The following is a 13,418-nucleotide window of genomic DNA, read 5'->3' as shown; positions in this document are numbered from 1 at the left end:
GCGGGCTGTTAATCATCCTAATGGTCCTTTGTGGGGTATCCCTGACCTGCCCCGATCTCGTGAAAAAGAGTGAAGCGCCGGACCGTTTCGAGCGAGTAGATTTCTCCGGGCGGATGCGTCGAAGAATACGGTCGATATTCGAAGGTGCCGAAAAAGGCATGGAAAACGCCGAAGACATTCTCACTGCCGGGGAATTGCTGATCGCCATCATGGCGCTGGTGACGGCCGGGCTTCCCCGAGCTTCCTGGGAGACGCCGGGGGACCTGCCGCCGGCGACGCAAGGCAAGAGACAGGAACACCGTGCGGAAGGAACCCGCCATGCTGCCCGCGACCACTGAAGCGAACCGGCCCCGTACCGGCCGGCGTACACCCCCGGGTACCGATGTGCTGGTGACGGGTCTCGGAGCGACCACTCCGCTCGGCGGTGACGTTCCGTCCAGTTGGGCGGCGCTGCTGTCCGGCCGGTCCGGCGTGTCCCGGCTGGACGCCCCCTGGGCCGAACAGCTGCCGGTCCGTATCGCCGGAGGCATGTGCGAGGACCCCGCCGCACGGCTGGACCGGATCCAGCGGCGGCGGCTGGACCGCAGTCAGGCGGCCGCGGTGGTGGCGGCCCGGGAGGCGTGGACCGACGCCGGCGAGCCGCGGGTCGAGGCCGAACGGCTCGCGGTGGTCGTGGGGACCGGCATCGGCGGCGGGCTCACCCTCCTCGAACAGGACGACCGGCTCGAGAAACGGGGCCCACGCGCCATCTCCCCGTACACGGTGCCCATGCTGATGCCCAACGGCAGTGCCGCGGCGGTCGGCCTGCTGCTGGGGGCCCGGGCGGGCACGCACGCCCCGACCAGCGCCTGTGCGTCCGGTGCGGAGGCGCTGGCGGTCGGCACGCTGCTGATCCGCTCCGGCCGTGCCGACGTGGTCGTCGCGGGCGGTACGGACGCCTGCCTGCACCCGCTCGCACTCGGCGCGTTCGCCCGGATGCGCGCCCTCTCCCTGCGCAACGACGCCCCTGACCTGGCGTCCCGGCCGTTCGACCAGGAACGCGACGGGTTCGTCATGTCCGAGGGCGCCGGCATGGTCGTACTGGAACGCGCCGACTTCGCGCGGACCCGCGGCGCGCACGTGCACGCGACCCTGTCGGGTGCGGGAGTCACGTCCGACGCGTACGACGTGACGCTCCCCGCCGTGGAGGGCCAGACGCGGGCCATCGGGGCGGCGCTGCGGGACGCCGGTCTCACCGGGGCCGACATCGACCATGTGAACGCGCATGCCACCGGTACGCCCCTGGGCGATGTCACCGAGGCGAGGGCCGTACGGGAGGCCGTGGGCCCGCATCCTGCGGTCACCGCCTGCAAGTCCGCCACCGGCCACCTCCTGGGCGCCTCCGGAGCGGTCGAGGCCGTCTTCACCGTCCTCACCCTGGTGCACGGCCTGATCCCGCCGGTCCGCAACCTGGAGAAGGCGTCGGACGGGATCGAGCTGGACCTGGTGTCCGGCGGGCCGCGGCGGGCATCCGCCCGGGCGGCCCTGTCCACCTCGTTCGGATTCGGGGGACACAACGTGGTCCTCGCCTTCACGAGGTAGTACGCGGGGGAGCCCACCGCAGACGCCCGGGCCCGGCGGGCCGCGGCTATCGTGCGGCGGCCCGGTCCCGGCAGGACGTCAGAAGGCGTGCGACGGCGGCCGGATGGGTGAGCTGGGGACAGTGCCCGGCGGCCTCGATCACCGTGACCGGCGTGTCCACGGGCTCGGCCAGCGGATCCGCCGACCCGACGACGATGTCCACGGGCATCCGCAACTCCCGCAGTGCACGGCGCAGTTCCGCACGTTGCCGGTGGGCGTCGCGCACGGCGGCGACCACCCGGCGCGACGTCCCCGCACGCCGCAGGTCCAGCGCGAGGGCGTCCAGTCCGGGGCCCTCGGGCAGACCGAGCGAACGGGCCAGGCGGGCGGCGGGAGCCGCCCGCAGCAGCGGTACGGCCAGGGGCGAGCGCAGCGACGCGGCGGACGGCCGCTGGAGGAAGGCCGGTGCGACCAGCACGAGGGCCGCGAACCGGTCGGGCCGGGCCGCGGCGCACCGCAGTGCGGGACCGCACGCGAGCGAGTGCGCCACGAGCACCGGCCGGGTCTCCACCGGGCGCAGCAGGTCGCCGAGCCAGTCGTCGAGAGATGCCTCGCCCGCTCCCGACCTGCCGAAGCCGGGCAGGTCGGGAGCGAGGACGGGCGCGTCCAAGTGGTCCGCCGCCCCCGCCCAGGCGTCGGCGCTCAGCAGGAGTCCGTGCAGCAGCACGTATCCGGGGCGCCGCCGCTCTCCCGTCACCCAGGTACGGGTACCGGCCACACTGTGGAAGCCGTAGGGCCCGCGGGACCGGGCGGAGCGGCCGAAGCGGGTGGCGACCAGGTCGTCGGCCCACTGGCGCAGCGCCGTCGGCACCGGCGCCATGGACAGTCCGTGTGCCGCGGACAGGGCACGGGCGGCGGCCGTGTCGTAGCGGTCGGCGGACAGGAACGACAGGGTCTCGGGATCCGCCCGGGTGATCGCGCGGGGCAGCCTGCGCAGCAGGCCCACCGGGATCGAGCGGCGGGGCGGGCGCACCCCCATGTGCTCCGCGAGCAGGCCGACCAGCGCCGGCAGTTCGGGGGTCGAGTCGTCCAGCACCCAGTAGGTGCGGCCCGCGCTCCCGGGGTCCTGCGGAAGAGCGGCCAGGAACCTGACGAAGTGGTCCAGGGTCACCACCGGAAGGAAGATGCCGGGACCGCCGGGCAGGGCCCGCAGCCGGCCCTGCCAAAGACCGGAGACCACCTCGGCCAGGCCGAGGTACTGTCCCGGCCCGATCACCGTACTGGGATTGGCGATGCTCAGCGGCACCCCCAGCGCGCGGGCGCGCTCCCGCACCGCGGTGTCGCCTTCCTGCTTCGACGCCTCGTACGCACCCTGCCGCCGGTAGTCCGGCGGCCGCCCGTCCGCGGCGGCGGCCATGCGGTAGCCGCTGATGTGGACCACCCGGCGCAGCTCCGGCAGGCCCGCCGCCCACGAGACCACGTGTACGGCGCCGGTCACGTTGACCGCCCGCGCCTCGGCCGCCGTGATGCCGAACGCGAAGCGCGCGGCGGTGTTGTAGACGTCGCGGATCCCGGACAGCCCGTCCTCGGGCAGACCGAGACCGGGGGTGGTGATGTCGGCCCGGACCACCGTCAGCGCGGTACGGTCGACCCCTTGCCCGTCGAGCCACGCCGTCAGCCCGTCGCCGGAACCGCGCACGGCGGCCGCCACCCGGTGGCCCCCGCGCAGGAGTTCCGCCACGAGGGAGCGGCCGATGAAGCCCCCGGCGCCGAAGACGATCGAGTCCGAGAGCATGCTGTCTCCTTGTCCGGGCCGGAATGCCGTGTCAGGGCTCCGGGAACCGGACCAGGGGCCCCGCCCGCGGAGCGGCTCCCACCGTACCGAAACACCGGGGGCGAAGCGGACGAACCATGCCTGGACCGCACGATCGGGACGATGTGCTCATGTGTGCAAGCCGTTCTTGCGGCGCGTGAGCTCAGCGCGTGAGCCCGGCACGTGTGCTCAGCGCATGTGGTCAGGCGGGGGGTTCGGCCGGCGCGGTGGCAGCCGCCCGGGCGGCGATCACGACGCGTCCGCGGTCGGACTCCGGGAAACGGTCCAGCATGGCACGCAGTTCCTCGGCGCCGACGTACGCGCCGAACGGCTCGGTGCCCGGCTCCAGCCGTACCCCTTCCGCGAGCGGGCCCGCCACGACGGGGTCGAAGCCGAGCGCGTCGACGAGGTGTACGACGGTGGCGAGGCCGTCCGGATCGTCGCCGGCGATGGCGATCGCCCTGCGTCCCGGCGTCCCCGCGGGCCGTGCCCCGTCCTCCAGGTCGTGATAGCCCATGTGGTTGAACGCCTTGATCACCCGCGCTCCGGGCAGGTACGCCTGCACGGTCTGGCTGGAGGAGGTCAGCGGGTCGGTGAGGTCCTCGCGGACGCCGTCGACCTCCCACCAGTAGTTCATCGCGTCGACGACGAGCTTGCCCCGCAGCGCTTCGGCGGGAACGCCGCGGTACTTGCCGAGCGGCAGGGCCAGGACGACCACGTCCGCCTCCGTCGCGGCCTGCGCGGCGCCGACCGCGACGGCACCGGGGGTGAGGACCTCGACGGTGAGGGCGATCGCGGCGGGGTCGCCGGATCCTGCGATCAGCACGCGGAAGCCGGCCGCCACGGCCAGCCGCGCCAGCACCGTGCCGACCTTGCCGGCGCCCAGGATCCCGACCGTACGCACGCCGCCGGTCTCCTGCTGCGCCTTCTGCTCCGCCTTCTCTGCTCCGTTCACGGCGTCAGCCGGCGAGGAGGTCGCGGACCATCGGGATCACCTTGCTGCCGTACAGTTCGACGGCGCGCAGGCGGGCGCTGACCGACTGTGCCCCACCGGTGTAGATGAGGTCGAACCGGCCGACGCCGAGTGCCTTGACGGCGCCGGCCATCTTGCGGGCGACCGTCTCCGGGGAGCCGATGTAGAGGGAGCCGTGCTCGATCTCGGCCTCGTACTCCTCCCTGCGGATCGGCGGCCAGCCCCGCAGCGCGCCGATGCGGTCACGGATGACCCGGTAGTGCGGCCAGTGCTGCTCGCGGGCCGCCTCGTCGGTGTCGGCGACGAAGCCCGGCGAGTGCATCCCGACCGGGTGCGCGGTCGTGCCGAACTGGTCGGCGGCGCGCCGGTAGAGGTCGATGTACGGCGCGAAGCGCTCCGGGTTGCCGCCGATGATGGCGATCATGAGCGGGAAGCCGTAGCGGGCGGTGCGGATGACCGACTGGGGGGTGCCCCCGACCCCGACCCAGGTGCTGAGCCGGCCCGACTCGGTCTTGGGGAAGACGTCGGCGGCTTCCAGCGGTGCCCGTTTGGTGCCGCTCCAGGTGACGGGCTTCTCCTCCAGCAGCTTGGCGAACAGCTCGATCTTCTCTTCGAACAGCACGTCGTAGTCGCTCAGGTCGTATCCGAAGAGCGGGAACGACTCGGTGAAGGAGCCGCGCCCGAGGATGACCTCGGCCCGGCCGTTCGAGAGCGCGTCCACGGTGGCGAAGCGCTGGAAGACGCGGACCGGGTCGTCGGAGCTCAGCACGGTCACACCGGAGGCCAGCCGGATGCGGTGGGTCCGCGTGGCGATGCCGGCGAGGACGGTCTCCGGGGTCGAGATCGCGTACTCCGGGCGGTGGTGCTCACCGAGGGCGATGACGTCGACGCCGGTCTCCTCCGCGAGCACGGCCTCCTCGACGACCTGCCGGATGGCCCGCGCGCCGGACACCAGGGCTCCCGAGTCGTCCTGCGGCACATCGCCGAAGGTGTCGAGGCCGAAGACGAGATCGGATACGGGGCCGGGTGCGGGATCGGACACGGGGGCGGGCATGACGGGGCTCCTTCGAGTAATTGACGTGTCAATCATTGCTCGCATATGATTGACGTGTCAACAAGAGGGAGTGGCGGCATGATGACGGCGCGACGGAAGGAATTCCCCACCGCTGAGGAACTGCGGATCTGGCGGGACTTCATCGAGACGACGGAAGCGCTCCGCGCCGAGCTCGCGGCACGTCTGCAGCGCGAGAGTTCCCTGTCGCCGGGCGACTACGCCGTGCTCCTCGCCCTGCGCGAGGCGGAGGGGCGGCGGCTGCGCTCCTCCGAACTGGCGGCCCGCGTCGGCTGGGAGCGCAGCCGCCTCTCGCACCAGATCGGCCGCATGGAACGGCGCGGGCTGATCCGGCGCGAGGAGTGCGTCACCGACAGCCGGGGCGCCGAGGTGGTGCTCACACCCGAGGGCGCGGAGGCGTTCCGGAACGCGTCCCTGCCTCATCTGCGCGCCGTACGGGAGCTGTTCGTGGCCGCCCTCGCCCCGGACCAGCTCGCCGCGGCGCAGCAGATCACCACGGCGCTGCGGAACCACTTGACCGCGCTCGACACCTGAGGCCCGCTGAGCGCTCCGCTGGAATGCTGCGATCTGTCGTCTGCGGCGCCGTCGTGGCTGGTCGCGCCCACGCGGCGGTAGCCGCATATCGGATACGGCCCCGCGCCCCTTCGGGGCGCTGCCGCCGCTCAGTGGGCGTCCGCGCCCAGCTCGGCCGCCCGGCGCACGAATGTCTCGTACAGGTCCTGCGCGGCCTGCGGCACCGAATCGGCCCGTCGGCGCTGGAGCGTCAGCACCACCTCGGTGGCGTCCCCGGCCAGCGGCCGGCACACGATCGTCCCGCTGCGCTCCAGCGGGTCCCCGACCACGCTGAAGTCCGGCAGCACCGTCGCGCCCAGCCCCTCCGCGACCATCAGCTTGCCCATCTCGGCACCGTCCGTCGAGTACGAGAAGACGGGGGTACGGTCCGCCAGCAGCCGGTGCACATAGCGGTGCATCACGTAGCCGGTGCGCATGGCGATCAGCGGCACCGTGAGCAGATCGTCGGCCGACACCTCGGCCCGGCCCGCGAGCGGGCTGTCCGGCCGGACGCACACCACCGGCCGCCCGCGCAGCAGTTCGGTGGCCTCGAAACCGGCGGGCATGTCGTCGCCGTCGAGATGGTTCACCAGCCCCAGATCGAAGCCGCCCTCGGCGAGAGCCCGGTGGATCTCCGTCTGCTGGGCGCCCACCACCTCGACCTGGGTGACCGGGTGCGTGGCCCGGAAGTCCCGCAGCACCGGGACGAGCAGCGGCACGGTCGCCGCGTTGACCGTGCCGACGCGCACCATCCGACTGATCCGGTGCTGCTCGCCCGCCGCGACCCGCAGCCGGTCCACCGCCTCCAGCACCTGGACGATGTGCGGCAGCAGCTCCTGCCCCGCCGCGCTCATCGTCGCGCCGGTGCGCTTGCGCTCCAGCAGGTCGATGCCCAGCTCCCGCTCCAGGTTCCGCACGGTCTCGCTCAACGCGGGCTGCGACAGACGCAGTTCGTCGGCCGCCCGGCGCAGCGAGCCGAGCCGGGTCACGGCCGCGATGTATTCCAGCTGTTCGGTCCGCACCCCGGCAGAATGCGCCGTTGTCCGGGGCGTGTTCAAGGGTTTCCCTGTCACACGTTCGTGAAATTCAATGGTCCGCGATGCGAGAACGGTCGGGTTTTCCTTGACGCCCGTCGGCACCGACTGCGACCATCGACGGTATGAAGATGCGACTGGACCTCACGCGGCGACGCCATGTCGACCTCGCGCGCGTCTCCAGCGCCTCCTGTTGCGCCGCGGCCTGATCACCCCACCAAGATCCGCCGCGTTCTCTCCCTCTTCTTTTTCCACCTGAATTTTCCCGCCTGAATTCACCGTGCCCACCCGCGCGCCGCGCGGCCGGAGCTGAATTCCGGCGCGCCCGAAAACTCGCAACAGGAGTTCCGCATGTCCGCCGCGCCCGTGAAATTCGCCTACTGGGTCCCCAACGTCAGCGGAGGACTCGTCACCAGCACGATCGAGCAGCGCACCGGCTGGGGATACGACTACAACCGCGAACTCGCCGTCCTCGCCGAGAACAACGGCTTCGAGTACGCGCTCAGCCAGGTCCGCTACATGGCCGGCTACGGCGCCGAGTTCCAGCACGAGTCGACCAGCTTCAGCCTCGCCCTGCTGCTCGCCACCGAGCGCCTGAAGGTCATCGCCGCCGTCCACCCCGGTCTCTGGCACCCCGGTGTCCTCGCCAAGCTCGGCGCCACCGCCGACCACCTCTCGAACGGCCGGTTCGCCGTGAACGTCGTCTCCGGCTGGTCCAAAGGGGAGTTCACCGCGCTCGGCGAGCCCTGGCTGGAGCACGACGAACTCCGCCAGTTCTCGGCTTCGCTCGAACCGGGGGGACCCCCATCCGCCGCGCCGAGGAGTTCATCCGCGCGCTGCGCCAGATCTGGACCGAGGACCACACCGAACCCGCCGGTGACTTCTACCGGCTTCGGGACTTCTCCCTCAAGCCCAAGCCGCTCAACACCCCCGAGCGCCCGCGCCCGGAGATCTTCCAGGGCGGCAACTCCACCGCCGCCCGCGCCATGGCGGGCCGCGTCTCCGACTGGTACTTCTCCAACGGCAAGGACTTCGACGGCGTGTGGCAGGACTCCACCTTCGAGGACCTCGTCCAGTACAACGACGGCTTCCGCACCGGCCTGATCGGCACCCCCGAGCAGATCGCCTGGGGGTCCCCCGGCCGAAGGCTGGGGGAGCATCGTCGCCTGCAAGAGGCTCGGCGTCGACCTCCTCCTGCTCGGCTTCCTGCACTACCACGAGGAGGTCGAGTACTTCGGCAGGCGCGTACTGCCCCTGGTCCGCGAGCTGGAGGCCCAGCTCCCGGCCACCGAGTCCGAGTCCGAGTCCGCCCGAGCCCACACCTGACCCTCCCCCAGACGAGGCGTTTCGCGCCGCCCCGGCCACCAGAAAGAGGCAGCTCCATGGCCACCGTCCTCTCCGTCTCCGGCAGTCCCTCCGCCTCCTCCCGCACCGGCCGCCTGCTGCGCCACCTGGACCAGCGGCTGACCGCCCAGGGGCACGAGGTCGTCCCGCTCGACGTCCGCACCATCCCGGCCGAGGCCCTGCTCGGCGCGGACTTCCGGCATCCGGCGATCGTCGAGGCGACCGAGTTGTTCGCCCGCGCCGAGGGGGTCGTGGTCGGCACCCCGGTCTACAAGGCGTCGTACTCCGGTGTCCTCAAGGCTCTGCTGGACCTGCTCCCGCAGTACGCGCTCACCGGCAAGACCGTGCTGCCGCTGGCCACCGGCGGCTCCGTCGCACACGTCCTCGCCATCGACTACGCGCTGCGCCCGGTCCTCAACTCCATGGGCGCCGCCCACATCGTCCAGGGCTGGTTCACCCTCGACAAGGACATCACCGTGGGGGAGGACGGCACCCTGGTCCTCGCGCCGGCCGCTGCCGAGGCCCTCGTCCCGGTCGTCGACCAGTTCTCGGCCGCGCTCCTCGGCCGCACGCCCGTCCTCGCCGCGGCGAGCTGATCCGATGACCGCCCACGTCATCGCCGACGACACCGAGGCCCTCGCCGTGGCGAAGGGCCTGGCCGACGCGTTCCGGGCCGGGGCCGCCGAACGGGACGCCGAACGCAGGCTGCCCCGTGCCGAGTTGGACCAGCTGTCGGCCTCGGGTCTGCTGGGCGTCACCGTGCCCGCCGAGCACGGCGGCGCCGGCGTCGGCGCCCTGACCCTCGCGGAGATCTTCCGGCTTCTCGGCTCGGCCGACGGCAGTCTCGCCCAGATCCCGCAGAGCCACTTCGTGTACGTCAACGTGATCCGCCGTCAGGGAACCGAGGAACAGCGGAAGTTCTTCTTCGCCGAACTGCTCGCCGGCAGCCGCTTCGGCAACGCCCAGTCCGAGGCCGGCACGAAACACGTCCAGGACATCCGCACCCGCCTGGAACGCCAGGGTGACGGCGCCTATCTGCTGACGGGGGAAAAGCACTACTCCACCGGCGCCCTCTTCGCCGACTGGATCCCCGTCCTGGCCCGCGCCGAGGACGACGACCTGCACGTGGCGTACGTCCCCCGGGACGCACCTGGCCTCACCGTCGTGGACGACTGGGACGGCATGGGGCAGCGTACGACCGCCAGCGGGACCGTCCGGCTGGACGGCGTGGCCGTGCCCGCCGACCGCGTGCTGCCGCACCACCTGACCTTCAAGGGACCCCAACTCCACGGCGCGGTAGCCCAGTTGCTGCACGCCGCGATCGACGTGGGGATCGCCCAGGGGGCGCTGGCCGAGGCCGCGGAGTTCGTACGGACCAGGAGCCGGCCCTGGTTCGAGAGCGGGGCGGAGTCCGCCGCGGAGGACCCGTTGCTGATCCAGCGGTTCGGCGAACTCGCCGTCCAGGTACGGGCGTCCGAGGCCCTGCTGCGGGAGGCCGCCCGCGCGGTGGACGCGGCCGGCGCCCGGCTCTCCGACGCGTCGGCCGCCGAGGCGTCCATCGCCGTGGCCGCCGCGAAGGTGCAGGCGGCAGAGACGGCCGTGGCCGTCGCCGGGGCGCTCTTCGAGGTGTCCGGAACCCGCTCGGCCCTCAACTCCCTGAACCTGCACCGGCACTGGCGGGACGCCCGGACCCACACCCTGCACGATCCGACCCGCTGGAAGATCCAGCACATCGGCCGGTATGTCCTCAACGGCACCCTGCCGCCCCGTCACGGCCTGCTCTAGCCGCCTCGCCGCGAGCCCGGCTCGCCCCAACGGACACTCGTGATCGGAGAATGCCCCGTGTCCCTCACCTTCCACTGGTTCCTGCCCACCAACGGGGACAGCCGGCATGTCGTCGGCGGCGGTCACGGCACCCCGGCGACGGTCTCCGGACGGGACCGGCCGCCCACGGTCGCCTATCTGAGCCAGATCGCCAGGGCCGCGGAGGACCTCGGTTTCGTGGGGGCGCTCACCCCGACCGGCGCCTGGTGCGAGGACGCGTGGCTGACCACGGCGATGGTCAGCCAGCACACCGAGCGGCTGAAGTTCCTGGTCGCCTTCCGGCCGGGGTTCGTCTCGCCGACGCTCGCCGCGCAGATGGCGTCCACCTTCCAGCGGCAGACCGGCGGACGGCTGCTGCTCAACGTGGTGACCGGCGGCGAGAGCCATGAACAGCGGGCCTACGGGGACTTCCTCGACAAGGACGCGCGGTATCGGCGTACCGGTGAGTTCCTGGAGGTCGTACGGGGGCTGTGGGAGGGCAGGACGGTCGATCTGGACGGGGAGCACCTCCGGGTCGAGGACGCCAGGCTGGCCCGGGTGCCGGAGCCGGTGCCCGAGGTCTACTTCGGAGGGTCCTCGCCGGTCGCGGGCGAGGTCGCGGCCCGCTACGTGGACGTGTACCTGACCTGGGGGGAGCCGCCGGCCCAGGTCGCGGAGAAGATCGCCTGGATCCGGGGGCTCGCGGCGGAGCAGGGGCGCACCCTGCGGTTCGGGATCCGGCTGCATGTCATCACCCGGGACACGTCCGAGCAGGCCTGGGCCGAGGCCGGCCGGCTGCTCGACGGGTTCGACCCGGAGACCGTGCGGTCGGTGCAGTCGGGGCTCGCCCGCAGCGAGTCCGAGGGGCAGCAGCGGATGCTGGCCCTGCACGGCGGCCGGCGGGACGCGCTGGAGATCCACCCCAACCTGTGGGCGGGCATCGGGCTGGTACGCGGCGGCGCCGGCACCGCCCTGGTCGGCTCGCACGACGAGGTCGCCGAGCGGATCAAGGAGTACGCGGCGCTGGGCATCGAGGAGTTCGTGCTGTCCGGGTACCCGCATCTGGAGGAGGCGTACTGGTTCGGGGAGGGGGTGCTGCCCCGGCTGGCCGCGGACGGGGTGTGGCGGCACCCCGCCGGGAAGGGCGCAGCGCCCTCGGCTCAGGTGCCGTTCGCGTCCTGAGGATTCCGGCTCGGCGGCGGCCGCCCCGTCAGGGTGCTGCCAGGCCGGATTCGATGCTGCGGTGCCGGGCGGCGCCGTGCGCGAAGTCGGGCACGACCGACGTAGCGTCGCTGCACAGGTCGTCCAGGAACTGCCGGTAGGCGTGGGCGACCGCGTAGGCCGGCGCATCGGCCCGGGCGTCCAGGCCGGGGACGCGGACGAGGGATTCGGGCACCGGCAGCGGAGCGAGGCCGGTGGACGTGGAGCGGCCGCCTTCGAGGGTGACCGGGCCGAGCTGGAGATGGCCGACGGGAGCGGTGAGGACGAGGTCGCCCTCGGTGCCGTTGATCTCCCAGCGGAAGCCGGTGCCCCGGGACATGCCGCCGCGGTAGTGGACGGCGGCCACCGCGCCGCCCGGCAGCCGTCCCGAGGCCACCACCTGGTCCGCGGCCGTCATGGGCACGCGCTGTCCGGTCTCGCGGTCCACGGACCAGGTACGGCGCGAGGCCGTCCGGATCCGCAGTTCCTCGGGCTCTCCCAGGACCGACGCGAGTCCGTCGAGCAGGTGGCCGAAGGGAATGGTCAGCATCGTCGCGCCGTTCGCGGCGTCGAGGACGTAGTGGTCGCGGGGACCCACGGTCGCGCCCCAGGCCCCGCCGGAGCCCACGACCGTCGTGGACAGCACCTCCCCGACGTAGCCGTCGGCCACGAGGCGGCGCGCGTGGACGACGGCCGGGTGCGAGCGCGCCTGGAGCCCGACCACCGTCGGCACGGCCCGGTTCCGCGCCTGCCGGGCCATGTCCTCCGCCTCCGCGAGCCCGTTGCCCAGCGGCCACTCGCAGAGCACGCTCTTGCCGGCGCTCAGCGCCGTCCGCACCAGTTCCCGGTGGTGCGGCACCTTCACCGCCACGACCACGAGGTCCACTTCGTCGCAGGCGGCCAGCTCGGCGGCCGACCCGAAGGCGCGGGGCACCCCGTGCACCTGTCCCGAGCGCTCCGCCGATTCCTGCGAACTCGTGCTCAGTGCTCTCAGCTCGTATCCCGGGACGGCGCGCAGGGCCGGCAGGTGCGAGCGCTCGGCCCAGCTTCCGTGGGTGCCGAGTCCGATGATCCCGACGCCGATCGGCTTCCCGGACCGGGCCCGCTCGGCGAGGAGTGATGCGGATGCGTTCATGATGCGGAGACCTCTTCTTGCGGCCGCGGGCCGCGCTCGCTGTCCAGCAGGGCGATGAGGGGCGCGGCGTAGCGGGTTCCGGCCACCGCGTCGGCCGGGACGGCCTCCTCGACGCGGTGCGGCCGGCGGGCGGGACGGTGGACGTCGACGTAGTCGGTGCCGAGGAGGGTGACGCCGGTGTCGAGGGCCGTACGGATCGTGGCGACGGCGTCTGCTTCGTCGGCGGGGGCGGTGCCGTCGGACATGCCGGCGCAGCCCGGCGCGGGCGGGGCGACCTGCGGGCCGGGGGCGACCCGCGGGCCGCCGGTTCCAAGGGGTCGGGTTCGCATAACTCCTTCTGCGGGCGTGCGAGGTGGGCGCGGCACACACGGGTGCCGCAGGCGTGGCCGCCACCGCCACCTGCTAGCGTTGACATTTCAACACTAGGAAGAGGTCGGTTGATATGTCAACGCCCAAGGGTGAGGTCGGCGAGCCGGCGGGCGGCGTCGTGCCGGAGCCCGTCGAGCTCTGGTCCGCCTTCAAGCGCGCCCATGAGCTCGTCCGGACCCGGGTGGTCGCGGACACCGCCGAGGCGGCGGGTCTGTCCGAACCGGACCTGACGATTCTCGTCAACCTCGACAAGGCGGGCGGCGCCCTGCGCCAGAGCGAGCTCGCCGCGTCGCTCGGCTGGGACCGCACCCGTATCTCCCATCAGCTCACCCGCATGGGCAAGCGCGGACTCGTCGCCCGTGAACGTGGCGACGGCGTCACCGTCGCCCTCACCGACGCCGGGCGCCGGACCGTCACCGCCGTGCACCCCGGCCTGGAAGCCGCGGTGCGCCGCCACTTCACGGACCGGCTCTCCGCGGAGGAGGCCGAGATGCTGAGTTCCGTGCTCCGTCGGCTGTAGCCGGGGCCTCGTCGCCCGAAGAGAGCAGCAGAACTTGCGTCAC

14 protein-coding genes and 1 pseudogene are annotated in these 13,418 nt (G+C 72.7%); 9 read left to right on the top strand and 6 right to left on the bottom strand.

Features of this window, described 5'->3' with window-relative positions; translation table 11 throughout:
- Nucleotides 1–59 precede the first annotated feature (59 nt).
- Both KVT45_RS02565 and KVT45_RS02560 read left to right on the top strand, forming a co-directional pair.
- Complete coding sequence (locus tag KVT45_RS02565) at nucleotides 60–338, top strand: hypothetical protein (RefSeq protein ID WP_217544771.1); 279 nt, start codon at nucleotides 60–62, stop codon at nucleotides 336–338.
- Nucleotides 339–390: 52 nt separating this feature from the next.
- The gene (locus KVT45_RS02560) at nucleotides 391–1,581 is read left to right on the top strand and encodes a beta-ketoacyl-[acyl-carrier-protein] synthase family protein (protein WP_308310622.1); all 1,191 of its coding nucleotides are present in this window, start codon (nucleotides 391–393) and stop codon (nucleotides 1,579–1,581) included.
- A 46-nt stretch (nucleotides 1,582–1,627) separates the two neighbouring features.
- Here the strand turns inward: KVT45_RS02560 and KVT45_RS02555 are convergent, their stop codons facing one another.
- The 3 genes from KVT45_RS02555 to KVT45_RS02545 form a co-directional block, all read right to left on the bottom strand.
- A complete protein-coding gene (locus KVT45_RS02555) occupies nucleotides 1,628–3,355 on the bottom strand; it encodes an alpha/beta fold hydrolase (protein WP_217544769.1) in 1,728 nt (575 codons plus the stop codon).
- Nucleotides 3,356–3,575: 220 nt separating this feature from the next.
- Nucleotides 3,576–4,328: an NADPH-dependent F420 reductase gene (locus KVT45_RS02550; protein WP_217544768.1), complete on the bottom strand. Its 753-nt coding sequence runs from the start codon at nucleotides 4,326–4,328 to the stop codon at nucleotides 3,576–3,578.
- A gap of 4 nt (nucleotides 4,329–4,332) precedes the next feature.
- The gene (locus KVT45_RS02545) at nucleotides 4,333–5,400 is read right to left on the bottom strand and encodes an LLM class flavin-dependent oxidoreductase (protein WP_217544767.1); all 1,068 of its coding nucleotides are present in this window, start codon (nucleotides 5,398–5,400) and stop codon (nucleotides 4,333–4,335) included.
- 78 nt (nucleotides 5,401–5,478) lie between these two features.
- Here KVT45_RS02545 and KVT45_RS02540 point away from each other — a divergent pair, with 78 nt between their 5' ends.
- On the top strand, nucleotides 5,479–5,952 hold the full coding sequence (locus KVT45_RS02540; RefSeq protein ID WP_254646145.1) for a MarR family winged helix-turn-helix transcriptional regulator: 474 nt from the start codon (nucleotides 5,479–5,481) through the stop codon (nucleotides 5,950–5,952).
- Nucleotides 5,953–6,080: 128 nt separating this feature from the next.
- Here the strand turns inward: KVT45_RS02540 and KVT45_RS02535 are convergent, their stop codons facing one another.
- On the bottom strand, nucleotides 6,081–6,992 hold the full coding sequence (locus KVT45_RS02535) for a LysR family transcriptional regulator (protein ID WP_217544766.1): 912 nt from the start codon (nucleotides 6,990–6,992) through the stop codon (nucleotides 6,081–6,083).
- A gap of 137 nt (nucleotides 6,993–7,129) precedes the next feature.
- Here KVT45_RS02535 and KVT45_RS58370 point away from each other — a divergent pair, with 137 nt between their 5' ends.
- The 5 genes and pseudogenes from KVT45_RS58370 to KVT45_RS02515 all read left to right on the top strand — a co-directional run bounded on the left by KVT45_RS58370 (nucleotide 7,130) and on the right by KVT45_RS02515 (nucleotide 11,333).
- Entirely contained in the window at nucleotides 7,130–7,213 is an 84-nt protein-coding gene (locus tag KVT45_RS58370) for a putative leader peptide (protein ID WP_350760414.1), read from the top strand.
- Between the two features lie 142 nt (nucleotides 7,214–7,355).
- Nucleotides 7,356–8,330, top strand: a pseudogene (locus KVT45_RS02530) (LLM class flavin-dependent oxidoreductase).
- Nucleotides 8,331–8,386: 56 nt separating this feature from the next.
- Complete coding sequence (gene ssuE / locus KVT45_RS02525; protein ID WP_217544765.1) at nucleotides 8,387–8,944, top strand: NADPH-dependent FMN reductase; 558 nt, start codon at nucleotides 8,387–8,389, stop codon at nucleotides 8,942–8,944.
- A gap of 4 nt (nucleotides 8,945–8,948) precedes the next feature.
- Entirely contained in the window at nucleotides 8,949–10,133 is a 1,185-nt protein-coding gene (locus KVT45_RS02520) for an SfnB family sulfur acquisition oxidoreductase (RefSeq protein WP_217544764.1), read from the top strand.
- Nucleotides 10,134–10,190: 57 nt separating this feature from the next.
- A complete protein-coding gene (locus KVT45_RS02515; protein WP_217544763.1) occupies nucleotides 10,191–11,333 on the top strand; it encodes an LLM class flavin-dependent oxidoreductase in 1,143 nt (380 codons plus the stop codon).
- Between the two features lie 28 nt (nucleotides 11,334–11,361).
- Here KVT45_RS02515 and KVT45_RS02510 read toward each other — a convergent pair whose 3' ends face one another.
- Both KVT45_RS02510 and KVT45_RS02505 read right to left on the bottom strand, forming a co-directional pair.
- Nucleotides 11,362–12,486: a Gfo/Idh/MocA family protein gene (locus KVT45_RS02510; RefSeq protein WP_217544762.1), complete on the bottom strand. Its 1,125-nt coding sequence runs from the start codon at nucleotides 12,484–12,486 to the stop codon at nucleotides 11,362–11,364.
- Nucleotides 12,483–12,815 (bottom strand): hypothetical protein, encoded by a 333-nt coding sequence (locus KVT45_RS02505; protein WP_217544883.1) that lies wholly within the window; start codon nucleotides 12,813–12,815, stop codon nucleotides 12,483–12,485. Before KVT45_RS02505 ends, KVT45_RS02510 begins: the two co-directional genes overlap by 4 nt.
- Nucleotides 12,816–12,928: 113 nt before the next feature.
- On the opposite strand from KVT45_RS02505, the gene KVT45_RS02500 reads away from it, so the two are divergent.
- Nucleotides 12,929–13,375: a MarR family winged helix-turn-helix transcriptional regulator gene (locus tag KVT45_RS02500; protein WP_217544761.1), complete on the top strand. Its 447-nt coding sequence runs from the start codon at nucleotides 12,929–12,931 to the stop codon at nucleotides 13,373–13,375.
- Nucleotides 13,376–13,418 lie beyond the last annotated feature (43 nt).

Source organism: Streptomyces sp. GbtcB6 (assembly GCF_019091475.1).
Classification (GTDB): domain Bacteria; phylum Actinomycetota; class Actinomycetes; order Streptomycetales; family Streptomycetaceae; genus Streptomyces; species Streptomyces hyaluromycini.
This window is presented reverse-complemented; position numbering and strand designations above follow the sequence as displayed.